This window comes from Streptomyces sp. NK15101 (genome assembly GCF_020400725.1).
In the GTDB taxonomy this organism is placed as follows: domain Bacteria; phylum Actinomycetota; class Actinomycetes; order Streptomycetales; family Streptomycetaceae; genus Streptomyces.
The window spans coordinates 29,612-52,487 of the sequence record NZ_JAINVG010000021.1; the positions used below are offsets into that span (position 1 = coordinate 29,612).

The following is a 22,876-nucleotide window of genomic DNA, read 5'->3' on the forward strand; positions in this document are numbered from 1 at the left end:
TTTCGACTGCACTCTCGGCTGTTCCCGGATCACCGCCGTTCGCGGGCCGTGGAAGGAAAGGCTCGAGGATGTCCACGCCGAATTTCGGCCATCAACACGAGGACGGTTTTCCGACGTTCGACTTGCGGTGACGCGGTCACACCGACAACACCAGTCTCCTGCCGTCCACAGCGACCGGCAAACCCGGCACGAGGAGCGGGAGCCGCCCCAGACTGCCGCGAATCGGCGGCAGACGGTCGGTCGGGCACTCACGAACGGCTCCGACGGCTCGTCCGGCACCGGCCGCTCGGCCGGACCCGTCACGCCGAATGGTCCGGGTACCGGCCCCCTGTCGAGGCGATGCGTCAACCAGGGCCCCCGGACGGAGATCTGACGCCACCTCACCACGGCTCCGCACGTACACTGGCGGGCATGGCATGCCGTATCACCGAACTGATCCTCGACTGCGCCGACCCCGAGCGGCTCGCCGCGTTCTGGAGCGAGGTCCTCGGGTACGTCGAGATCGGCCGGGAGGACGACGGAAGCATCCAGATCGGGCCGCCCGGCGCCGTCTTCGGCGGGCCGCAGCCGACGCTCCTCCTCAGCCCCAGCAGCGACCCCCGGACCGGGAAGCTCCCCCTGCACATCGACGTCAACCCCACCGACCGCGACCAGGACGCGGAGCTGGAGCGGCTGCTCGCCCTCGGTGCCCGGCCCGCCGACGTCGGACAGGACGACAGCGTGAGCTGGCACGTCCTGGCCGACCCGGAAGGCAACGAGTTCTGCCTCCTGAGGACCCGGATCCAGCCCCTCTGACCGGTCCCCCCTCGCGGCGGCCGCTCCGAACTCCCACCCGGCCGGCGGACACGCGGCCTGGGCCGAAACACAGCCCGGAAAGTATGATCAAGCGATGTCTGACATGACTGAGACCACGCCCGGCTGGCTGACCGCCGACGAACTGGACACGGCCAGGGCCCGGATGCCGATCCTCTACGTCGAGGCCGTCCCCGTGCGCGTGGACGACAGCGGCGAAGTCACCAGCATCGGACTGCTCCTGCGGATCGGCGCGGAGGGAACGATCAGCCGCACCCTGGTCTCCGGCCGCGTCATGCACCACGAGCGGATCCGCGACGCGCTGCTGCGCCACCTGGAGAAGGACCTCGGGCCCGTGGCCCTGCCCCGCGTCCCGGCCTCGCTGCAGCCCTTCACGGTCGCCGAGTACTTCCCCACGGCCGGCGTCACGGCCTACCACGACCCGCGCCAGCACGCCGTCTCCCTCGCCTACATCGTCCCGGTGACCGGCGACTGCCGCCCCCGGCAGGACGCTCTCGACCTGGTCTGGTTCAGCCCCCTGGAAGCGGCCTCCCCGGCCGTGCAGAGCGAGATGCCCGGCGGTCAGGGGACGCTCCTGAAGCAGGCCCTCGCGCACGTCGGACACACGTACTGAGCCCTCCCCCGCAGAGCCGCCCGCCCGGCCGCGGTTGACCTTGACACGGTGACAAGGTCTTCACTGCGGCCGAGGAGGTGGTCCCCATGACCATGGCGAACGAGGGTACGAAGACGATGCGGGCCCTGCGGGGGCTCGGGAGCGACAGCGCGTCGGTCCGGCTGCGGGCCGCGCTGGCGGTGGGCACGGCACCGGACCCGCGGTGCGTCGACGAGCTCGTCGGGCGGTGCGCGGTCGAGCCGGACTTCCAGGTCCGGGAGATGCTCACGTGGGCGCTCACCCGCCACTCCTCGGCGCTGACGCTCCCCCGGCTCCTCGACGAGCTCCGCTCGGAGCGGGCCCAGGCCCGCAGCCAGGCCCTGCACACGCTGTCCAAGATCGGGGACGGTCGGGCCTGGCCGGCGATCACGCGGGAGCTCCTGACCGATGCCGACGACGAGGTGGCACGGAGCGCCTGGCGGGCGGCGGTCGTCCTCGTACCCGAGGGCGGGGAGTCCGAGCTGGCCGAAGTGCTGGCGACCCAGCTCGGGCGGGGCGGGCACGGGACGTGGCTGAGCCTCAGCCGGGCGCTGATCGCGCTCGGCGAGGCGATGGCGCCGGTCCTGCGCGCCGCGTCGTCGGATCCCCGCCCTGAGGTGCGCCGACACGCGATCGCCACGGAGAGGCTGTCGCGCGACCCGCAGGCCGGCTTCGACTTCGCGATCGAGGAGGCGAAGCGGATCGTGGCCCTCGGCACGACGGGCCGGGAAGAGTGACAGACGGACCGACAGGAGGGGTGACGGACGGTGTTGATCGGTGAGGTGGCCCGGTACTCCGGGGTCAGTGCCCGGATGCTCAGGCACTACGACTCGCTCGGCCTGGTGCGGCCGACGGACCGCACCGGCGGCGGCTACCGGGAGTACTCCGACGAGGACATCCGGCGCATCTTCCACATCGAGAGCCTGCGGTCCCTGGGGCTGTCGCTCCGCGAGGTCGGGCGCGCGCTCGACGATCCCGGTTTCGCGCCCTCGGAGCTCGTCGAGGACCTCATCCGGCAGACGCGCGCACGCATCGCGGCCGAGACGGAGCTGCTCACGCGGCTGCGACGGATCGGCTCGGCGGAACCCGCCGGCTGGCACGACGTCCTCCAGACCGTGGCCCTCCTCCAGGCGCTGGCCTCGAAGAGCCCGGAGACGCGCCAGCGCGCCGCCCTGTCCTCGGCCGACGAGGCTCCGGTGCCGGTGGAGGCGCTGGTCGAGGCGGTGCTGGGCGAGACGGACCCGAGCGTCGCCGGAGCCCTCCGCTGGGCGCTGGCCCGCTCGGGCGAGGACGGGCTGCCGCTGCTCGCCCGGGGCCTCGGCTCACCGCTGGCGGAGGTGCGCGACCGTGCCGTCCGGGCCGTCGCGGAGATCCCGGGCGACAGGGCGACCGGGCTGCTGCGGGAGGCCCTCTCGGACGCCGACGTCGCGGTCCGCGGACACGCGGCCCTGGAGCTGGGGGCGCGGGGCGTGCCCGAGGCGGTACCGACGCTCGTCGACATGGTCGTCGAGGAGGCGAACGACGTCGCCGCGGCCGACGCGCTGAGCGCGCTGGCGAGCGGTCCCGCGCTCGCGGACCGGATCACCGGCCTGCTCGTCGACCGCCTCGCCCACGACGCCACGGGGCCGTCCGCGCGCCGGCGCCTCGCGCAGGCCCTCGCGGACGTCCCCGGAGACGCGGCGGTGCGCGCCCTCACGGACCTGTCCCGCGACGCGGACCGTGCCGTCGCGCTGACCGCCGCGTACGTCCTCGGGATGCGCGGGGCGCACTGACCGGCGCGGCCGGGCATCCCGGCCGCGTCCGTCAGGGGCGGTCGTACCGGCGGATGCGGTAGCGCAGGCCCGTCGTGGACTCCCGCCAGCCGGTGTCCTCCGAGATCCGCCAGTCGGGACCGAGGGCCGGGGCGTAGGTGTCGCCGGCGACAGCGGTGTCGACCTCCGTCACCGAGAGCGTCCTGGCACGGGGCAGGGTGGCACGGTAGATCTCGCCACCGCCCATCACCCAGGCGAGGACCTCGCCGTCCGTCTGCGGCGATCCGGCGGCCAGGTCCAGCGCCGTGTCGACGGACCCGGCGCGCTCCGCGCCCTCGGCCGTCCACCGCGCGTCGCGGGTCACCACGATGTTGCGGCGGCCGACCAGGGGGCGGAAGCGTGCGGGCAGCGAGTCCCAGGTCTTGCGGCCCATGATCACGGGGCGGCCGAGGGTGGTCGCCTTGAAGTGCGCCAGGTCCTCGGGGAGGCGCCACGGGATCGTGTTGTCGGCGCCGATCACGCCGTCGGTGGTCTGTGCCCAGATGAGCCCGATGTTCGCACCCGTGCTCATACGGCGACCGGAGCCTTGATCGCGGGGTGGTGCCGGTAGCCCACGACCTCCACGTCGGAGTAGGCGTAGTCGAACAGCGAGTCGGCCTTGTGCAGCTTCAGCTCGGGGAACTCGTACGGGGTGCGGGTGAGCTGCTCGGTCACCTGCTCCACGTGGTTGTCGTAGATGTGGCAGTCGCCGCCGGTCCAGATGAAGTCGCCCGGTTCGAGGCCGGTCTGCTGGGCCACCATGTGGGTGAGCAGGGCGTAGCTGGCGATGTTGAACGGGACGCCGAGGAACAGGTCCGCGCTGCGCTGGTACAGCTGGCAGGAGAGCTTGCCGTCGGCGACGTAGAACTGGAAGAAGGCGTGGCACGGGGCGAGCGCCATCCGGTCCAGCTCGGCGACGTTCCAGGCGGACACGATCATCCGGCGGGAGTCCGGGTCGCGGCGGAGCGTGTCGAGGACCTGGCTGATCTGGTCGACGTGGCGGCCGTCCGGGGTGGGCCAGGAGCGCCACTGCACACCGTAGACGGGGCCGAGTTCGCCCTTGTCGTCGGCCCACTCGTCCCAGATGGTGACGCCGTTCTCCCGCAGCCAGCCGACGTTGGAGTCGCCGCGGAGGAACCACAGCAGCTCGTACACGATGGACTTGAGGTGCACCTTCTTGGTGGTGACCAGCGGGAAGCCCTGCGAGAGGTCGTAGCGGAGCTGGTGCCCGAACACGCTCCGGGTGCCCGTGCCCGTCCGGTCGGCCTTGGCCGTTCCCGAGGTGAGCACCATTTTCAACAAGTCTTCGTACTGGGTATCCGCCACGGTCGCCGAGTCTACCGTCGGCGACGGCGCGCTCTCGACGGCGGGCGGGCGGGCCGCGCCCCCTGTCCGCTGGTCACGGCGGCCCGGGCCACACGGCACCGCGGGTCCGGCAAGCCGTTCTCCCGGGCTCCGCCGGACCTCGACGGCGCGTGGCGGCTCCCGCAGCGCGCGACAGACATCGGCGCAGGCCTTTCAATGGAGACGTGAGCACCGTTCGATGGCTTGCCGCGGCAGGACTGGCGGCGGCGCTTGTCGGCGCCGCGGCGCCCGGGCCCTCGCCGTCTCCCTCACCGCCTCCCTCGCCGCCTCCCGCCCAGCCCCCGCCCCAGCTCGACGACGCGGACGTGAAGCGCGCCGTCGACCGGCTCGACGGAGTCGTCCGGGACGCCATGAAGCGCACCGGAGCGCCGGGCGTGGCCGTCGCCGTGGTCCATGACGGCAAGGTGGTCCACCTGAAGGGGTACGGCGTGCGGAAGGCCGGCGAGAGCGCCGCCGTCGACGCCGACACCGTCTTCCAGCTCGCCTCCGTCTCGAAGCCGATCGCCTCGACCGTCGTCTCCGGAGCGGTGGGTACCGACGGCTGGGCCCGGCCGGTCGCCCCGCACGTGCCGGGCTTCGCCCTCAAGGATCCGTGGGTCACCTCCCACGTGACGGTCGCCGACCTCTTCTCGCACCGCAGCGGCCTCCCCGACCACGCCGGCGACCTGCTCGAGGACCTCGGCTACGACCGCTCGTACATCCTGTCCCACCTGCGCCACGAACCCCTCACTCCCTTCCGCGCCAGCTACGCCTACACCAACTTCGGGCTCACGGCCGCCGCCCAGGCGGTCGCCGACGAGAAGGGCGTGCCGTGGGAGAAGCTCGCCGCCGACACGCTCTACAAGCCGGCAGGCATGAACTCCACCAGTTCGCGCTTCCAGGACTTCGCGAAGGCGTCCGACCGGGCCTGGGGCCACGTCAAGGTCGACGGCGCCTGGAAGGCGGAGTTCGTACGGAACCCGGACGCCCAGTCACCCGCCGGCGGGGTCAGTTCCAGCGCCCGTGACATGGCGACGTGGCTGAGGCTCCAGCTCGCGAACGGCAAGCTCGACGGCAAGCAGATCGTCGACGCCGACGCCCTGGAGCGCACCCACTGGCCCGAGTCGGTCCCGAACCCGCCGCACGCCCCGGCCGGCCGGACCGGTTTCTACGGGCTCGGCTGGAACGTGAGTTACGACGACGAGGGCCGGCTCAGGCTCTCGCACACGGGAGCGTTCGCGCAGGGCGCGCACACCAACGTGACGATGCTGCCCGGTGAGCGGCTCGGCATCGTCGTCCTGACCAACACCTCGCCGGTCGGCGTCGCCGACGCCGTCGCCCTGGACTTCTTCGACATCGCGCAGACCGGCAAGATCAGCCGCGACTGGATTCCGCTGGTGGACGCGCTGTACCAGCAGGAGGCGGACGCGGGCCGGTCGAAGACCGACTACGCCCACCCGCCGTCCGGCGCGGCGCCCGCGAAGGCCGCCGGCACGTACGCGGGCACGTACGACAGTCCGTACTACGGGCGCGCGGAGGTCGTCGCCGGCACGGACGGCGCCCTGACGCTCCGTCTGGGCCCGAAGCCCCAGACGTACCGGCTCACGCACTACGACGGCGACAGGTTCAGCTTCCCGACGGCCGGCGAGAACGCCGTGGGGCTCACCGGGGTCGCCTTCGCCCCGGACGGGAAGTCCTTCACCGTCGAGTACCTGAACGCCGAGGGGCTCGGCACGTTCACGCGCACCGGCGGCTCATGAAGCGGCAGATAGGTATGTTGACATACCTATCCGCGCGTATCTAAAGTGCGGGCGTGTCCGTGAACAACAGCGCCTCCGACGAGGACGTCCGCCGCGTGGCCTCCGCGCTGGTGGCGTGCCTCCCCGCGCTGGCCCGGGCCGTCGAGCGGCAGGTGGACCTGGACGACACGCACTCCAAGCCCGCCAAGCCGTCCGAGGCGCAGCTCGCGCTGCTGCGCCACGTCGAGGCGTACGACGGGATCACCGTGCGCGAGGCCGCCGAGGCCCTGCTGATGAAGCCGAACAACGTCAGCGCGCTGGTCGGGCAGCTGACCGAGCGGGGACTGCTCGAACGCCGGCAGGACCCGGCCGACAAGCGGGTCGCGCACCTGCACCTCACCGCGACCGCCCGGCGGGAGATCGCCGAGGTCGAGCACCTCATGGGCGGGCACGTGGCCCGCGCCCTGCGCGCGCTGAGCGACGCGGAGCGGGACGCCCTCGGCTCCGCCCTGGGCGCCCTCAACGCACTCAGCCGGCACCTCCACCGCGCCACGCGCTGAGCTGCGGCGCCGGGCCGGATGCCGGCGCCTCGCGCCCTGAGCACACTCAGGGCCGGTTCCGAATGTCCTGAAGCACGCTCCGGGCCGGTCCCGCGTGCCCTGGGCACACCGCCGGGCCCGGCGCTGCCGTCCTGACGTGCGTGCGCCGGTGCTCCCCTTCCCCCTTCACCGCGGCGGGCCCGTCCCGTTGCGGTCCCCTTTCCCTGCCACACGTAAGGACAGGCACTTTCATGCCCTCCGCCACCCCTGCCACCTCCACCGCCCCGCCCGCCCACGCCGGGCCCGCCGTCGAGCGGACCGGCGGCCGCCGCGCCGACCCGTGGCTCGTTCTCGTCGCCGTGGCGTTCGGGCTCTTCATGGTCGGGCTGGACGGCTCGGTCGTCGCCATCGCCAACCCGGAGATCGGCCGTGACCTGGGCGCCTCCACGGCCGAGCTGCAGTGGGTCACCAACTCCTACCTCCTGGCGCTCGCGGCCGCCCTGATCCTCGGCGGCAAGCTGGGTGACCGCTTCGGCCGCCGCACCTTCTACCTGATCGGCGTCGCCGGGTTCACCCTCGCCTCCGTCGCCATCGGCCTGGCCGGATCCGTCGAGGGCGTCATCGCCTTCCGTGCCGTCCAGGGCTTCTTCGGCGCCCTGCTCATGCCGAACACCCTCGCCCTGCTCCGCGCCGTCTTCCCGCCGAGGAAGTTCGGCATGGCGGTCGGCATCTGGGCCATGGTCTCCTCGGTCTCCACCGCCCTGGGGCCGATCGTCGGCGGCCTGCTCGTCGAGCACGTCGGCTGGGAGTCCGTCTTCTACGTCAACGCCCCGATCGGCGTGATCGCGCTGGCGTTCAGCGCGGCCGTCCTGCCGCAGAGCCGCAACTCCGCCGCCGCGCGGGAGAAGTTCGACCTCACCGGTGTCGTCCTCCTCGCCCTGGGCCTCCTGGCCGTCGTGTTCGGCGTCGTCAAGGGCGAGACGTGGGGCTGGACTTCGGCCGGCACGGTGGGCGCGGTCGTCGCCGGCGTGGCGGTCCTGCTGTTCTTCGGCCGGTACGAGACGCGGGTCGCCTCGCCGCTGCTGCCGATGCGGCTGTTCCGCAACCGTGCGCTGACCATCGGCACGGGCATCACCGCTCTCAACTTCTTCGTGCTGCTCGGCGTGATCTTCTTCGTGATGATCTACCTGCAGAACGTCCGCGGCCTCTCCCCCGTGCAGGCGGGCGTGCGCACGCTGCCGCTGAGCCTGGCCTCCGTCATCGCGTCCCCGCTGGGCGCCGCGCTCACCGAGCGCTTCGGCCCCCGGCTGACGATGCCGCTCGGCATGGGCCTGCAGGCCGTCGCCTGCTTCGTGATGCTCGGCTGGAGCCCGGACTCCTCCTACGCGGTGCTGTGGCCGCCGTTCGTGGCGCTCGGCCTCGGCGTCGGCACGGTGATGGCGTCCTCCTCCGACGCCATCGTGGGCAACGCCCCCGTCGAGGACGGCGGCGTGGCCGGCGGCCTCCAGGCCACCGCCCTGCAGATCGGCGGCGCGCTGGGCACCTCCGTCCTCGTCTCCCTGATCAGTGGCCGCGTCGGCACCACGCTCACCGGCGAGCTCGCCTCCGCCGGGGTCCCCGCGCCTGTCGTCGCCGGTCTGTACGAGGCGAAGGACGCCGTCGCCATGGGCGTCGCGCCCGTCACGGCCGACATGCCCGCGACGCTCAGGAGTGCCGTCACCGAAGGCGGTCACCAGGCGTTCATGAACGGCGTGCACACCTCGGTGCTCGTCGCGGGGACCCTGTGCGTCCTCGGCGCCCTGGTGGCCGCCGCCGGCGTACGCCGACGCGCTCCCGAAGCCACCGGCCGGTAGGCGAGGTCGGCCGGGCCGGAAGGGCGGCCGGGTCAGCCCTGACCGGCCGCCCCCTCGGCCCCCACCGGCACACCCTCCGCCCCCTCCGTCCAGGGCCAACGAGCGGCACGGCCCGCCTCGATGAGGCCGACCATCCGGAAGGCGGCGTCCGTGAGGCCGCCGAAGGTGTGCCGGTGGGGGCCCGTGGGGCCGTGGGCGGGCCGGTATCCCGCCAGGTTCCAGGTGTAGACCGGGATGTCGGCCGGGACCGGTTCGGTCGGTCCGACGGGTTCGTAGGGGGCGACCTGCTCGTCGGTGACGATCAGGACCCGGTCGTGGTCCCGGTAGTGCTTGCGCACCGCCTTCGCGGTGTAGGTGCCTCCCATGCTCCGGAAGCGCTTCAGCACGTCGAGCACCGGCTCGCCCGGGGCGAACGGCACCTCCGCGCTGCCCCAGCCGAACTCCACCAGATCCGCCTGCTCGGCCCGCATGGCCAGCGCGGTGCCGAAGACGGCCGCCGCGTCGGCCCGGGTCAGCTCGGACCGCTCGGAGACGGTGTCCCAGAACATGGAGTCGGACCGGTCCACCAGGATCAGGGTCCGGCCGGGCAGGGCGGGCACACGGGCCAGGGAATGGCCGAGGGCCCGTTCCAGCGGGGCCGCCCAGCGCGGCGAGGGCGCCTGCCGGTGGGCGGCCAGGTAGCGGAAGGGGAACTGCCGCGACCGGACCACCTCCGAGGCGTCCGAGAGCCGTTCGGCGACCCGGGCCGCGACCTCGTCCGAGACCCCCGCCTCGTCGAAGTTCCGCAGGTTCCGCAGGAGCGCCATCGGGCCCATCGTGGGGATCACGGCCTCCCACACGGCGGCGTCCATCGGGCCGTGGAGCCAGCCCGCCAGGGCCTCCCACGTCATGCCGGCCGCGGCCAGCCGCGCGGGGCCGTCCGGTCCGGTCACCACGGCCCTCCGCTCGTCCACCGCCGTCTCCGCCAGCGCCCGACGCGCCGTCAGCAGGGGGTCGGAGGCCGGCGGGACCGCCCGCTCCGGGTGGTGACGGCGGTCCAGGGCGTACCGGAACAGCGCGCCCTGCCACGGCTTGGCCGGATCCGGGGAGGCGTGCACCAGGTTGAGCACGTCGCCGAAGCGGAAGTCCTCGGTCGCGGTGTCGTACTTGAGCAGGGACCGGGACGTGTAGAGGCGGCGCACACCGTCGGCGACGCCCCGCTTCACGGGTTGCGGCACGTTCCGCCCGTACGCCGAGATCCAGTGGGCGAGCAGCTCGCCGGGCTCGTCGGCGCGCTGGAGCACCGAGTCGATCACGGACCGGTTGGAGGGGCCTCCGGACGCCCCTGCCTCCAGCCGGGCCCGCACGTACGCGGCGGCGCCCACCAGGGAAGCCGTGCGCATGTTGCCCTCGCCGCGCAGCCAGCGCAGCAGACCGGCCGTCCACTCGGGGTCCTCGACGGCGAGTTCGCCGACGAGACGGGTGTACCGGTCGTCCCGCTCGACGCCGGTCTCGTAGAAGGTGCGCTGGGAGACGAGGTTGCCGACCGCGAGGAGGAAGAGCTCGTCGCGGGGCTCCCGGACGAAGGCCGGGCCGCCCGCGTGGGTGCGGAACTCCGGCCCGGCGGAACCGCGGTGGAGCCGTGGTGGTGACGGGGGCATGGCGCGGGCGGCCGCCGAGACGTGCGGGGCCACGAGCATCTCGGACCAGACCTTGGAGACGCGCGGGGTGTGACGGGGCAGTGAACCCTCCCGGATTCAAAGGGTCGGACGGCCCCGGCCATGACGTCCGGCGGGGGCGAAGGCGCCCGCGCCCACCGAGATCCAGAAGGGCGGCGGCATCACTTGGATTCGAAGGAAGTAGCCGCAGCCGAGCGCATCGGAGGCGCGGTCGCGGGGCCAACGTACAGCGCGCGTCGGCCCGCGCACCAGCGATTATCCCCGCGGCGTCGATCGCCGCGCCCCGCTCCCCGGCAGGCGGCGCAGGGCGAGGGCCAGGAGGATCGCCGCGTACCCGCTCAGCACGCCGACCCCGGCCCACCAGGGAAGGGGGAAGTAGCCGGTGGAGGGCGCGTAGTGGGCGACCACCTGCGGATACGCGACGAGGGTCTGCTGCGTGGCGAAGCCGGCGGCCGGGGTGACGCGCAGCAGCCACTGTGACGGGCCGTCGGCGAGCAGCGGGAAGGAGGTCACCACGTACGGGAGCGCGATCGTCAGGACGGCGGCGGGGATCGCGGCCCGGGCGCGTCGCAGCAGGGCCCCGACGGCGAGGGCGAGGACGGCGGCGAGGGCGAGCGCGGCGGCCGTGCCGACGACGACGCGGGCTCCGGTGAGGGCGGACGTCCCGATGACGGGGATGCCGTTCCCCTTCAGGACCGCCACGCCGGCGGGCATCACGACGCCCAGGGCGAGGAGGCCGGTGACGAACGTGACGGCCGCGACGACCGTCGCCTTCGCCGCCAGTTCCACACGGGTGACGGGTGCGCCCCCCGTGGCCTCGCGGCGGTACGCGGTGGTGGCGAGCCGGACCGCGACCACGAGCACGACGAGCAGCGCGAGGGCCAGGCCGCCGAGGGTGCGCTCGGCCGGCCGGGCGCCGTCCTCGGCGCCCGACGGCCCGATGTCGCCGGAGCCGGTGACGGTGATCGTGCCGTCCTTCTCCACCGCGCCGGCCGCCTGGCGGGATTTCTCCCAGTCGGTCCGGTTCGCCTCCCCGACGGTGTCGCTCCGCCAGCCCCCGGCCGTGTCCGTGCCCTTGAGGCCGACGTGGTCGAAGACGCCGCCGGCCTGGGTCCAGCGCACCTGTTCCGTGGTTCCGCCGAGGCCGACGGGCCGTAGGGTGAGGTCGCCGGGAGAAGTGGCGAACAGGCCGATCCGCACGGTCGCGGGGAGCCCCGGCAGCCGTGCCGTGCCGACCTTCGTCCACCGCTCGCCGTCGGCGGACTCGTGGCCGGTGACGGTGTCGCCCGAGCGGGTCAGCCGCAGCCAGCGGGGGGAGCCGGCCGGAACCCCGCCGGCGCTGCCCGCGATGTCGTGGCGGTAGTCGTACTGCATGCGCACGCCGTGGCCGCCGGTGACCATCAGCGCCGCGTACGAGGATCCCTGGCGGACACCGTCCTTGACGATGATTCCGGCCTTCGCCCAGGGCACGAGGCCCGGGACGATCCGGTCGTGGTGGGGCGGCGGGTACGTGATCGTGCCCGTCATGGAGGTCAGCCGGACCGTGATGCCGCCGTTCCGGCCGAGGCCCTGGTGCATGAAGGAGAACTGGTCGTGGACGAGGGAGCCGTCCGGCCCGGTCGGAGCGGCGGGGCACGGGCCGTCGCAGGACGCGTGGTTGCCGGAGGCGTAGAGCAGACCGAGGGCGATGACGGCCAGGGCGGCGGTCGCCATGGCGATCAGTCGGCCCGGCCGGCGGAAGCCGGTCCACTCCCGGCGGACGGCGTGGAGGACGTCGTTGGTCGAAGACATGACCACGGTTCTACGGACGCCGGCGTGACGTGGTCCGAACGGCGCCTGTCACCCCGCTGTTAGGTGCGGCGGGGGATGCTGGGTCCGGCCGGACACGGGCGGGAAGAGGAGCAGGGACATGCTGCGGGGCGGGACTGTCGCAAGGCGCTTCACGATCTTGTACGCCACGGGGTTCCTCGGGTCCGGGATCGTGCTGCTCGCCCTGACCCACCTGGTGTCCGGCGTCCGGCTGTCCGCGCCCGCGCCCCCGTCCACGGGCGTCCCGGGCGGTCCGTCCGACCTCGCCGCCGCCCGGCAGGAGATCCGGGATCTGCAGACGCAGCTCGCGGACCTGCACGGGCAGCAGCAGGACCGGTGGGTCGTCGCCTCGCTCGTCGCCCTGGTGGTGACGGCGGGCCTCTCGCTCCTGCTCGGGCGCGTCCTGGCCGGCCGGGTCCTGCGCCCGCTGAGGCTCATCACCGCGGCGACGCGGCGGATCTCCGCGGAGAACCTGCACGAGCGGCTCGCGGTGACCGGTCCTGCCGACGAGGTGAAGGAGCTCGCCGACACGGTCGACGGCCTCCTCGAACGTCTGGAGTCGTCGTTCGTCGCGCAGCGCCGCTTCGTCGGCAACGCCTCGCACGAGCTGCGCACGCCGCTGGCGACGATGCGGGCGTCGCTGGACGTGGCCGTCGCCAAGCCGGAGCCCGCCGCGCAGACCCTCGCGCTCGCCGGCCGCCTCCGGACCGAGCTGGACCGCGTGGACCACCTGCTCGACGGCTTCCTCCTCCTCGCCCGTGCCGAGCACGGCGCCTTCGCCGACCGGACGCTCCTGTCGCTGGGCGAGCTGGCGCGGGAGGCGCTGGGTGCCCGGGCCCCCGACATCGCCGCGAAGGCCCTGGCCCTCCGCACCGAGGTCCGGTCGGCGGCTTGGACGCGGGGCGGCGCGGCGCTCCTGTCCCGGCTGGTGCAGAACCTCGTCGACAACGCGATCGTGCACAACGAGGAGAGCGGCTGGATCCGGGTCACCGCCGACGGCGACGGCTCCGGGGCCCGGCTGGTCGTCGAGACCGGTGGGCGCGTCCTGGACCAGGGCGAAGTCGACCGGCTGGGACGGCCGTTCGAGCGGCTGGGCACCGCCCGCACGGGCTCGGAGGGGAGTTCGGGCCTGGGGTTGTCGATCGTGGCCGCGATCGTCGCCGCGCACGGCGGCCGTCTCGTCCTGCGGCCCGTCCGGAGGGCGGCCTGCGCGTCGCGGTGACGCTGCCGTCGGCCGCCCCGGAGGGTGTCACGGTGACGGCGGAGGTGACGGCGTGAGGGTTCTGGTCGTGGAGGACGCGCGGTCGCTCGCCGAGGTCGTCGCGGAGGGACTGCGGGATCAGGGGATGGCCGTCGACCTCGCGCACGACGGCCTGACGGCCGCCGCCAAGCTGGACGTGAACGCGTACGACGTGGTGGTCCTCGACCGGGATCTGCCCGGCATCCACGGTGACGCGCTCTGTCAGATGATCACCGGGCGGGACGACCGTCCGACGGTGCTGATGCTGACCGCGGCCGGGGCGCCCGACGACCGGGTCAGCGGCCTCACCCTCGGGGCGGACGACTACCTCGCCAAGCCCTTCCACTTCCCCGAGCTGGTCCTGCGCGTCCGGTCCCTCGCCCGCCGCAGGCCGGCCGCCCGGGCCCGTACGCTGCGCGCCGTCGGTCTCGAACTCGACCCGGTGCGCCGCACCGCCCTCCGGGACGGCCGGCCGCTCGCCCTGTCCGTCAAGGAGTTCGCCGTCCTGGAGGCGCTCCTGCTCGCCAGTCCGGGGTTCCTGAGCGCCGAGGACCTCCTGGAGCAGGTCTGGGACGAGAACGCCGATCCGTTCACCAACACCGTGACGGTCACCGTCGGCCGGCTGCGCCGGAAGCTGGGCGGCCCGCCGGTCATCACCACGACGACCGGGGTGGGCTATCGCATCGCCGACGCACCGGCCGGCTGACGGGGCTGACGGGGCTCCCGCGGCAGCGGCGCGTCCCGCGCGGCTCCCGTCACCCCGTCGGCGTGGCCTCCGCCCCGGGCGTTCCCTCGTGGCGGCGGGCCAGTGCGCTGAGGGCGGCGGCGAGGAGTGCGCAGAGGGCGGCGGCGAGCCAGACGGCGCGGTAGCCGTTCTCGCCGGGCTGCCCGGTGGCCGTGGAGGTGAACGCGCCCAGGAGCGAGGCGAAGACGCCGCCGGCGACCGCGCCTCCCAGGGTCTTGACGTTGTTGTAGAGGGCGGCCGCGATGCCGGTGCGGGACGGCTCCGAGGCTTCGACGATCACCGTGGGCATGGCGCCGAGCGCCAGGCCGATGCCCAGGCCGAGGAAGAAGGATCCCGCCGCCATGTGCCACACCTCGTCGTGGAACACGGCGTACTGGAGGAACGCCGTGGCGACCAGGACGAACGCCCCGACCAGGGCCGGGCGGTAGCCGATGCGCCGCGCGACGGCCGCGGTGGCGAAGGAGCCGAGCACGGCGGCGACGTAGCCCGGCAGCGAGACGAGCGAGATCGCCAGGGCGGACATGGCGAATCCGTACCCGGTGGCCGCCGGATCGGCGGCGAAGAAGGTGGCGTTGGGTGCCTGGCTGCCGAAGTAGAAGATGCCGAAGAGGAACGCCCCCAGGTAGAAGGGGGCCGCCTCGCGGCCGGCGAGGGCCCGCAGATCCACCAGCGGCTCCGCGGCGCGCAGTTCCACGAGGACCCAGGCGGTCAGCAGTGCGGCCGCGAGGGCGAGCGGGCCGAGGACCGCGGGCCTGCCCCAGCCTCCGTCCTCCGCGGCGCCGACGCCGCTCAGCAGGGCGAGCACGGCCGTGCCGAGCAGCGTCACCCCGGGCCAGTCGACCCGGCCGCTCGCCCGCCGGGCGGACTCGGGCACGGCGACGAAGGAGACGGGTACGCAGATCAGGGCGAGCACCGCCGGTACGAGGAGGACCGGCCGCAGGTCGCCCACGGCGGAGTGGAGCAGGCCCATCGCCACGCCGCCCGCCAGGGAGCCGAGGGCGAGCGAACCGACCAGGAGGGCGATGGCCCGCCGCGCCTCCGCCACGGGGAGCCGGTCCCGTACGAGGGCGATCTCCAGGGGCAGCAGTGCGGCGAGCGGCCCTTGGAGGAGCCTTCCGGCGAGCACCAGCGGATAGTGGTCCGCGAGCGCCACGAGCAGGGTGCCGGCCGCGGTCAGGGCGAGCGCGATCCGGAGCATGCGCCGGTGGCCGTGGAGGTCGCCGAGGCGTCCGAACAGCGGCACGCACACGGCGGCCGCGAGGAGTTGGACCGAGACGATCCAGTTGGTGTCGACGGCGTCGACGCCGAGGTGCGCGGCGAGGTCGGGCAGGAGCGGGGCGATCCCGGCCTGCACGACACCGCTGGTGATCTCGAAGAAGACGAGCAGGCCGACGACGGCGGTGACGGCGGGTGCGGACCGCTTCGTGACCGGTCCTCTCGGACTGGTGGTGTGGGTCATCGTCACTCCTGCGCGGTGGGGGCGGCCGGGTCGGCGACCGCGGAAGGGGCATCGGCGGTGGCGAGGGCGAGCCGCCGGACGGCGAGGCCGGCCAGGAGGGCCGCGGCGTGGGGCAGCGCGCCGTCGTCGTAGACGGCCTGGGGCGAGTGGTTCATCGGGGCGGTGCCGGGGTCGGTGCCGGGCGGGCAGGCACCGAGTCCGAGGAACGCCCCGGGCACCTCGCGCAGGACGAAGGAGAAGTCCTCCGAGCCGGCCAGCGGGGTGGGGGCGGGGAGGACCCGGTCCTCGCCGAGGACGTCCCGGGCGGCGGCGAGGGCGAACGCGGCCTCGCCGTCGTGGTTGACGGTCGGCGGGTACTGGTGGACGTAGTCGATGTCCGCGCGGACGCCGTGGGCGGCGGCGATGCCGTGCACGGTCCGTTCGAACGCCGCGCGGACGGTGGCCCGCGAGGCGTCGGAGAAGGTCCGGACGGTGGCCGAGAAGCGGCCCGACTCCGGGATGACGTTGGGCGCGGTGCCGGCCTCCAGGCGGCCGACCGTGACGACGGCCGGGTCGAAGATGTCGATCTCGCGGGTGACCAGGGTCTGCAGGGCGGTGACCATCGCGCACAGCGCGGGCACGGGGTCGGTGGCCGCGTGCGGCGACGAGCCGTGGCCGCCCTCGCCGCGCACGGTGACGTGGACCGTGTCGGAGGCCGCGAGCATGGGGCCCGGCCGGGTGGCCGCGAAGCCGGTGGGGGCGCCCCGGGAGACGACGTGCAGCGCGTACGCGGCGACGACCCGCTCTCCCGCGGCGTCGAGCACCCCCTCGTCGATCATGATCCTGGCGCCGCCCTGCCCCTCCTCGCCCGGCTGGAACATGAACACCACGTCGCCGGCGAGCTCTTCGCGGCGGGCCGCCAGGAGGTGCGCGGCTCCGACGAGTCCGGCGGTGTGCAGGTCGTGTCCGCAGGCGTGCATCCGGCCGTCGAGGGCGGAGGCGTACGGGAGGCCGGTGTCCTCCCGGACGGGGAGGGCGTCCATGTCGCCCCGCAGCAGGACCGCCGGGCCGGGGCGTCCGCCGCGCAGGACGGCCGTGACCGAGGTGAGGGCCCGGCCGGGGGTGATCTCCAGGCCCAGTCCGTCGAGGGCGGCGATCACCTTCGCCTGGGTGAGGGGAAGGTCGAGGCCCAGCTCCGGCTCCTGGTGCAGGGAGTGGCGCAGTGCGGTGAGGACGGGTGCGAGGGCGTGTGCGTCGTGCAGCAGATCCATGGGGGGTATCGTGGCCATCCGCATCAATGACGGAGATCATCCGCAGGAAACCACCATCCATGAGTATTCCTCTGCTGGAATCGTCCACCGCCTCCGACGTTCTCGACGAGCTCGACCATCTTCTGATCACGGCGCTGCAGACCTCGCCGAGGGCCCGGTGGGAGCAGATCGGCGCGGCCGTCGGCGTGGAGGCCTCCACGGCGGCGCGCCGCTGGAAGCGGCTGACCGAGGCGGGTCACGCCTGGATGAGCTGTCACCCCGCGGGGATCGGGCCCACTCCGCCGACCGTGGCGGTCATCGAGGTCGACTGCGTCTCCGGCAGGCTGCACGAGGTGGCAGCCGCCATCGTGGACGACCCGCACCTCATCACCATCGACCACGTCACCGGCTCGCGGGACCTGGTCCTCACCGCGGCGTTCCCCGACCAGGCGGCGCTCGCCCGCTATGTGGGCCTCCGCCTGGAGGCGCTTCCCGGGGTGGCCGCGACCCGGTCGCAGATCGCCTCCACCGTGCACGCCGTCGGCAGCCGCTGGCGCCTGGACCGGCTCGCTCCGGGAAGCCGGAAGAACCTGGCGCAGGACGCGTCCGGCGGGAGCACCGGCATCGGCCGGGGCCTGTCCTCCGCCGACGACCTCGACCACCGTCTGCTCGCCCTGCTGGCACAGGACTGCCGGCAGTCGGTCGCCGCCCTCGCCCGGAGCAGCGGGGCCAGCGCGAGCACGGTGCGGCGGCGGCTCGACCGCTTCCACCGCGCGGACGCCCTCGTCTACCGCTGCGAGGTGGCCCGCTGCCTCTCCGGCTGGCCGGTCGCGGTCACCTTCTGGGGCGTGGCGCCGCCCGACGCGACGGCCCGGATCACCGCGCAGCTCGTCACCCAGCGCGAGACGCGCCTCTGCGCCTCCCTCTCCGGCCCGCACAACCTGCTGCTGACCGTCTGGCTGCGCTCCGTGGAGGACCTGCCGTCCTTCGAGGCCCGCCTGTACGCACGCTTCCCCGAACTCACCGTCGCCGACCGGGCCGTGACGCTCTGGCCCCTCAAGCTGGCCGGTCAGATCCTCGATCCGCGGGGCCGCCGCATCCGGGGCGTACCCGTGGCCTTCTGGCACGACCCGGCCGCCGAACGCTCGGAGGCGGACCTGATCCGCCGGCTCGCCACGCCGCGCGCGGAGCCGGCGGCGGCCCACTCGGGGGACCTCGGCCGTCGCTCACCGTCGGTGTGAGGACGAGCCGCTCCCACAGGCCCGCGGGGCCGGCCCGTCCGCCCTCACCGAGGCCGCGAGGAGGCGGCGCCGGTCGTCGGGGCGGACGCCGACGAGTCCGTCGGTGAGGGCGGGGGCTCGCCGGCCCGGCGTAGTGCGCGACCGCTCCCGCCGCACACGGGCCTTCCCCACACCCGCACACCGACGATATGGGGTGGACTCACCGACCACCCGTGTTGTTGCATCGGGCGACGGAACACCGAACCGCCGAGGAGGAACGGGTGCGGGACGCGCTGCTGGGGCTGGCCGAGAATCCGGCGCTGACCACCGAGTTGTTCGACCGGCTCGTGGCGGGTGGCGAAGAGGACGTCCTGCACGCACTGGCAGGGCGCGAGCAGCTGAGCACCGATCAGGTCAGAACCCTGCTCGCCGTCGGCGACCCCACGCTCACCTGCCGCCTGGTGCGGCTCGGGCTGGTCCCGTGGTCCGACGTTCCCGAAGGCCACCCCGGACGCGCTCTGGACGCGGTACTCGGCGGGGCGGCTCCGCCTGCCGCCTGGTGGGAAGCCGCCGCCGACCCCGCCGCCGAAGTACGACAGGAAGTCGCCTACGAGCCCGACGCACCCGCCGAGGTGCTCGCCGCCCTCGCCGACGACGCGGACCCGAGGGTCGTGAAGAGCGCCGCCGGGAACTCGTGCCTCCCGCCCGCGCTGCTCCCACGGCTCGCCCGCCACCCCAGTACCGCCGTACGAGAGGCCGTCGCCGGCAACGAGAACGCGCCGGCCGCGCTCCTCGCCGAACTCCTCGCCGACGGCGGGCATCCGGCTCCGACCCGTTGCGGCGCCTGCCACCGGCGCGAAGCCGCCTGCGCCGACCACGCGCCCGGCGTGCGGCGCGTACGGTTGACGGCGGCCTGCCATCCGGCCGTGCCGCCGGCGGGACTCGCCGCATTCCTGGACGCTCCCGAGGTCTATGCGGTCACGACGTTCGCGGCGCGCACCGACCTCCCGGCCGGCTTCCTCGACCGGCTCGCCGAACACCCGGCCGCCGACGTCCGCGCCGTGGTCGCCGCCAACCCCGCCGTCCGCGAACCCCTTCTGCGCACGCTCGCCTCCGACCTCGATCCGGAGGTCCGCCGGGCCGTCGCCGAGAACCCCGCCGTCCCGCTCGACCTGCTCGTCACCGTCGCCTCGCACGAACGGCTGCCAGACGAGCCGGTGCCCCGCGTCGAAGCTGCCACGGATGCCGAGGTCCGCTCTCTCGCCGCCAGCCGGGTGGCGCAGGTCAGGGCGCTCGTCGCCGACCGGACCCGGCTTCCGGACGACCTCGCCGAGCAGCTCGCCGCCGACCCGGACTCGGGGGTGGCCCGGCGGATCGCGGCCCGCCCGGAAACAGCTCCCCGGAAGCTCGCCGAACTGCTGGAGCGTCACGGGCCCGCGGTCTTCGGCTCCGTCACCCGCCACCCCGGCTGCCCCGCCGCCCTGTTGCACCGCGTGGCGGCGCACCCGACCGTCGGCCGCCGCGTCCTGCGGGACATCGCCCGCCACCCGGCCGCGTCCGCGGAGACGCTGCTGCTCTGCCTGGTGGCCGAGGACCCGGACGTACGACGGTACGCGGCCGCCCACCCGGCCCTCCCGGTAACGGTCCTGGAGTCCCTGTTGCAGGGTCCCGACGAGACGCTCGCCGGCGCCGCCGCCGAGAATCAGGCGCTGCCGGTGACGCTGATGGAACGGATCGTCGCCGGATGAGCCGGCGCTCCGGGCACGGTTCTCGTCTCGTTCTGCTCGGTGGTGGTTTCTCCACCGACGACGACGGTCTGCTGGACGACTGGGTGCTGGGTCAGGTGGCCTGCGACAGGCCCAAGGTCTGTTTCGTCCCCACGGCCAGTGGGGACGCCCCCGGCTACGTCGAGCGGTTCCTCGCGGCGTACCGGTCACGCCGCTGTGAACCCGGTGTGCTCTCCCTGTTCCGGCGCGAGCTCGACGACGACGGTCTGCGGTTTTTCCTGCTCTCTCAGGACGTCGTGTACGTGGGCGGGGGCAACACCGCGAACCTGCTCGCGGTGTGGCGGGCGCACGGCGTGGACCGCCTGCTGCGCGAGGCCTACGACCGCGGCACCCTGCTGTGCGGGATCAGCGCCGGTGCCAACTGCTGGGCCGAGGGATCGCACACCGACTCCTTCGGGCCGCTGACGCATCTGGCCGACGGCCTCGGGCTGCTGCCCGGCTCGGTCTGCCCCCACTACGACAGCGAGCCGGGACGGCGCGCCTCCTATCGGGCGGCCGTGGCGGCCGGCGCGCTTCCCGGCGGCTGGGCGGTGGAGGACGGCGTCGGCGTCCTCTTCACGGACGGCCTGCCGACGGACGCGGTGAGCCGCGCCCCGCAGGCCCGGCTGTACCGGGTGGAGCCGGACGAGGACGGCGGAGTGAGGGAGCGGGCCCTGCCCTGCCGTCTTCTCGGCGCCCCTCCCCCCGGGTTCACCCGCAGCGGTACGTGAAGCCGCCCTCCGCCGTGTGGCTGGAGGGGGACGTGATCACCAGACGGGCCACGGCACGGTGGGTTCCCCGGCCCTGGAAGGTCCACAGGAGGTGCAGCCGGGCCTCCTCCTGACCTCGGGCCAGGGTCTCGCGCAGGGGCGCCGAGCGGGTGCCGTCGCTGCGTTCCCAGTGGTACGTGAGGGTGCCCGGACGGCCGTCGGTGCGTACGACGCCCAGCACGTTCGCCGTGCCGTCGCAGCCGAGCGGCCCTTCGGGCGCGGTGACCGCGACGGATCGGACCGCGACCCGGGGGCCGTACTCGCGCCAGGCGAGGAGGGCCAGGACGACGAGCAGGATCACCGCCGCGGGCACGTACCGGAGCGGCCGGCGCCCGCGGGGCCGGCCGGGCGGTGGGGCGCCGGGCAGGGTGCCGTGCCAGATCTGGGCCGCCGTCGGGGTGTTCTCGGCGCGCCGGACGGCGGCCGCGGTCACTCCCGGGCCGAAGCGCAGCACTTCGCCCTCGACGCGGTCGGGTGTGGGGTCCGGTGTCGGGCCCTCGAACCAGTGGCTGCCCAGTTCGGTGGCGCTGTAGTCGTCGTCGTTCACGTGATCACACACCGTCGGATGAAGATCTGCTGCAGGGAGCCGCCGTTCGCGGCGGCGGGGTCCGTGGTCGCGCGCACTCCCCAGTAGCAGCCGGGGCCCCGGACCGCGTGCGGGAGCGTGAGGGTGTACCGGTCGGCCCCTTCGCGGCGGACGGCCTCCGAGCCGTCCGGCGTGCCGGGCGCACCCTTCTCGTCGCCGGTGAACCACTCGACGAGGAGCGTCACCGGTCCGGTTCCGTCCGTCGTGATCTCGACGGTGGCCTCCGCGTCCGTCGGCCCGACCTGGCGCAGGCTCGTGACCGAGACGGCCGTGACGGAGACCGGGGGCGTCGTCGGCGGGGTGGTCGGTGGGGTCGTGGGCGGTGTCGTGGGTGGCGTGGTGGGCGGGAGCGCCGGCTCCGTCGTGGTGGGCGGGGTCGGTGGTGTCGTGGTCGGCTCGGTCGTCGTGCCGGTCGGTGAAGGGGGTCCGGGGGTTTCCGAGGACGGGGTCGGCGAGGGTTCCCGGGTCGTCGAAGTCGGGGTCGGGGTCGGGGCCGTGCTCGGGTCCGGCGGGCGGGCGCTCGGTGACGTGTTCGTCGTCGCGAAGGCCTGGACGGCCTCGTCCCCGGCCGCCTGCTCCTCCCCGGCCCGTGCGGCGAGGGCGAGGAGGAGGGCCAGGACGAGGGCCGCCGCGGCCGCGGGCAGCCCGTGGGGGAGGCGTCGCCAGAGGCGCGGCGGCGGTGCGGGCAGGGTCGTCGTGGCGAGCGCCGTCGTGCCCTGGGCCGTACCGCCCGAAGAGGGGAAGAGCAGCGGCAGGAGCGCGGCGAGTGCCGCGAGCCGGCCCCGTCCGCGTTCCTCCCAGTCCGGGCCGTACGCGGCGGTGGCGACCGACTCCAGTTCGCTGACGAACGCGTCCGCGTTCTCCGGCCGTTCGTGCGGGGCCTTGGCGAGGCCGCGGCGGATGAGCGGGCGCAGCGGTTCCGGTGCCTGTCCGTCGGGTACGGGCGCCTCCAGGTGCTGGAGGGCGAGTTCGGCGAAGTTGTCCCCCGCGAAGGGCTTGCGCCCGGTCAGGCACTCGAAGAAGGTCGCGGTCGCCGCGTAGACGTCGGCCGCGGGCGAGGCGGGGGCGCCGTTCCACTGCTCGGGTGCCATGTAGGCGGGCGTCCCGGCGATGCCCGGTCTGCTGTCCCGCCCGGCCGCGATTCCGAAGTCGACCAGTTTGGAGGACCCGTCGGCGGCGACGAGGACGTTCTCGGGCTTGTAGTCGCGGTGGACGACGCCCACCCGGTGCGCGGCGGCGAGTCCGAGGAGCGAACCCTTGAGGACCGCGAGGGCGGCCTCGGGTCCGGTCGCCCCTTCCCGGGCGAGGAGGGCGCGCAGCGCGACGCCGTCCACCAGTTCCATGACGATGGCCGCTCCCCCGGGCGCCTCGACGTACTCGTAGAACCCGACGACGTGCGGGGTGTCGAGGGCTCCGAGGAGCCGGGCCTCGGAGCGGAAGCCGCGGACGAAGGCCTCGTCCGAGCGGAGCCGCTCGCCGAGGTACTTGACGGCCACCGGCGTGCCGGTCGCGTCGTGGGTGGCCAGCGCCACGCGTCCGCCGGCGCCCGCCCCCAGCTCCCGGGTCTCGGTGTATCCCGGGACCACCCATGCGCTCATCCCCGTCCCCCTTCGCCGCCGCGGCAGCCTTCCTCCACAGGGACAGATTCTGGCCACGGCCGGTTCCCGGCGAAAGGGGCGAACGGA

The 22,876-nt window shown here is 74.2% G+C and carries 20 protein-coding genes; 12 read left to right on the forward strand and 8 right to left on the reverse strand.

Going from position 1 to position 22,876, the window contains the following annotated elements; translation table 11 throughout:
• Positions 1-411: 411 nt before the first annotated feature.
• From K7G60_RS14245 to K7G60_RS14260, 4 genes are all read left to right on the forward strand, one after another.
• A complete protein-coding gene (locus K7G60_RS14245; RefSeq protein WP_225801253.1) occupies positions 412-795 on the forward strand; it encodes a VOC family protein in 384 nt (127 codons plus the stop codon).
• 94 nt (positions 796-889) lie between these two features.
• Positions 890-1,426, forward strand: coding sequence for an NUDIX hydrolase family protein (locus tag K7G60_RS14250; protein WP_225801254.1), 537 nt, complete (start codon positions 890-892; stop codon positions 1,424-1,426).
• A gap of 86 nt (positions 1,427-1,512) precedes the next feature.
• Positions 1,513-2,181 carry a HEAT repeat domain-containing protein gene (locus tag K7G60_RS14255; RefSeq protein WP_225801255.1) on the forward strand — a complete coding sequence of 223 codons (669 nt, stop codon included), beginning with the start codon at positions 1,513-1,515 and terminating at the stop codon, positions 2,179-2,181.
• A gap of 30 nt (positions 2,182-2,211) precedes the next feature.
• Positions 2,212-3,216 carry a HEAT repeat domain-containing protein gene (locus tag K7G60_RS14260; RefSeq protein WP_225801256.1) on the forward strand — a complete coding sequence of 335 codons (1,005 nt, stop codon included), beginning with the start codon at positions 2,212-2,214 and terminating at the stop codon, positions 3,214-3,216.
• Between the two features lie 31 nt (positions 3,217-3,247).
• Here K7G60_RS14260 and K7G60_RS14265 read toward each other — a convergent pair whose 3' ends face one another.
• Positions 3,248-3,766: a dihydrofolate reductase gene (locus K7G60_RS14265; RefSeq protein ID WP_225801257.1), complete on the reverse strand. Its 519-nt coding sequence runs from the start codon at positions 3,764-3,766 to the stop codon at positions 3,248-3,250.
• Positions 3,763-4,560 carry a thymidylate synthase gene (locus K7G60_RS14270; protein WP_225801258.1) on the reverse strand — a complete coding sequence of 266 codons (798 nt, stop codon included), beginning with the start codon at positions 4,558-4,560 and terminating at the stop codon, positions 3,763-3,765. Before K7G60_RS14270 ends, K7G60_RS14265 begins: the two co-directional genes overlap by 4 nt.
• A 203-nt stretch (positions 4,561-4,763) precedes the next feature.
• Here K7G60_RS14270 and K7G60_RS14275 point away from each other — a divergent pair, with 203 nt between their 5' ends.
• From K7G60_RS14275 to K7G60_RS14285, 3 genes are all read left to right on the forward strand, one after another.
• Positions 4,764-6,338 carry a serine hydrolase gene (locus tag K7G60_RS14275; protein WP_225801259.1) on the forward strand — a complete coding sequence of 525 codons (1,575 nt, stop codon included), beginning with the start codon at positions 4,764-4,766 and terminating at the stop codon, positions 6,336-6,338.
• A gap of 53 nt (positions 6,339-6,391) precedes the next feature.
• Positions 6,392-6,877 (forward strand): MarR family winged helix-turn-helix transcriptional regulator, encoded by a 486-nt coding sequence (locus K7G60_RS14280; RefSeq protein WP_225801260.1) that lies wholly within the window; start codon positions 6,392-6,394, stop codon positions 6,875-6,877.
• A gap of 230 nt (positions 6,878-7,107) precedes the next feature.
• Positions 7,108-8,709 (forward strand): MFS transporter, encoded by a 1,602-nt coding sequence (locus K7G60_RS14285; protein ID WP_225801261.1) that lies wholly within the window; start codon positions 7,108-7,110, stop codon positions 8,707-8,709.
• A 32-nt stretch (positions 8,710-8,741) separates the two neighbouring features.
• Here the strand turns inward: K7G60_RS14285 and K7G60_RS14290 are convergent, their stop codons facing one another.
• A complete protein-coding gene (locus K7G60_RS14290; RefSeq protein WP_225801262.1) occupies positions 8,742-10,388 on the reverse strand; it encodes a TROVE domain-containing protein in 1,647 nt (548 codons plus the stop codon).
• A gap of 234 nt (positions 10,389-10,622) precedes the next feature.
• Positions 10,623-12,158 (reverse strand): DUF1349 domain-containing protein, encoded by a 1,536-nt coding sequence (locus tag K7G60_RS14295; protein WP_225801263.1) that lies wholly within the window; start codon positions 12,156-12,158, stop codon positions 10,623-10,625.
• Positions 12,159-12,315: 157 nt separating this feature from the next.
• Here K7G60_RS14295 and K7G60_RS14300 point away from each other — a divergent pair, with 157 nt between their 5' ends.
• Entirely contained in the window at positions 12,316-13,398 is a 1,083-nt protein-coding gene (locus K7G60_RS14300; RefSeq protein WP_225801264.1) for a HAMP domain-containing sensor histidine kinase, read from the forward strand.
• Between the two features lie 52 nt (positions 13,399-13,450).
• Entirely contained in the window at positions 13,451-14,122 is a 672-nt protein-coding gene (locus tag K7G60_RS14305; protein ID WP_225801265.1) for a response regulator transcription factor, read from the forward strand.
• A gap of 49 nt (positions 14,123-14,171) precedes the next feature.
• On the opposite strand, the gene K7G60_RS14310 is transcribed toward K7G60_RS14305, so the two are convergent.
• Positions 14,172-15,620: an MFS transporter gene (locus tag K7G60_RS14310; RefSeq protein ID WP_225801266.1), complete on the reverse strand. Its 1,449-nt coding sequence runs from the start codon at positions 15,618-15,620 to the stop codon at positions 14,172-14,174.
• 2 nt (positions 15,621-15,622) lie between these two features.
• Positions 15,623-16,870, reverse strand: a complete 1,248-nt coding sequence (locus tag K7G60_RS14315; RefSeq protein ID WP_225801267.1) for a M20 family metallopeptidase — start codon at positions 16,868-16,870, stop codon at positions 15,623-15,625.
• 59 nt (positions 16,871-16,929) lie between these two features.
• Here K7G60_RS14315 and K7G60_RS14320 point away from each other — a divergent pair, with 59 nt between their 5' ends.
• The 3 genes from K7G60_RS14320 to K7G60_RS14330 all read left to right on the forward strand — a co-directional run bounded on the left by K7G60_RS14320 (position 16,930) and on the right by K7G60_RS14330 (position 20,566).
• Positions 16,930-18,090 carry an Lrp/AsnC family transcriptional regulator gene (locus K7G60_RS14320; protein WP_225801268.1) on the forward strand — a complete coding sequence of 387 codons (1,161 nt, stop codon included), beginning with the start codon at positions 16,930-16,932 and terminating at the stop codon, positions 18,088-18,090.
• 260 nt (positions 18,091-18,350) lie between these two features.
• Positions 18,351-19,817, forward strand: a complete 1,467-nt coding sequence (locus K7G60_RS14325; RefSeq protein ID WP_225801269.1) for a hypothetical protein — start codon at positions 18,351-18,353, stop codon at positions 19,815-19,817.
• Entirely contained in the window at positions 19,814-20,566 is a 753-nt protein-coding gene (locus K7G60_RS14330; protein WP_225801270.1) for a peptidase E, read from the forward strand. The genes K7G60_RS14325 and K7G60_RS14330 overlap by 4 nt, the downstream gene beginning before the upstream one ends.
• Here the strand turns inward: K7G60_RS14330 and K7G60_RS14335 are convergent.
• The gene (locus K7G60_RS14335) at positions 20,547-21,152 is read right to left on the reverse strand and encodes a hypothetical protein (protein WP_225801271.1); all 606 of its coding nucleotides are present in this window, start codon (positions 21,150-21,152) and stop codon (positions 20,547-20,549) included. The two genes, K7G60_RS14330 and K7G60_RS14335, sit on opposite strands and share 20 nt — an antisense overlap.
• A complete protein-coding gene (locus tag K7G60_RS14340; protein WP_225801272.1) occupies positions 21,149-22,789 on the reverse strand; it encodes a serine/threonine-protein kinase in 1,641 nt (546 codons plus the stop codon). The genes K7G60_RS14335 and K7G60_RS14340 overlap by 4 nt, the downstream gene beginning before the upstream one ends.
• Positions 22,790-22,876 lie beyond the last annotated feature (87 nt).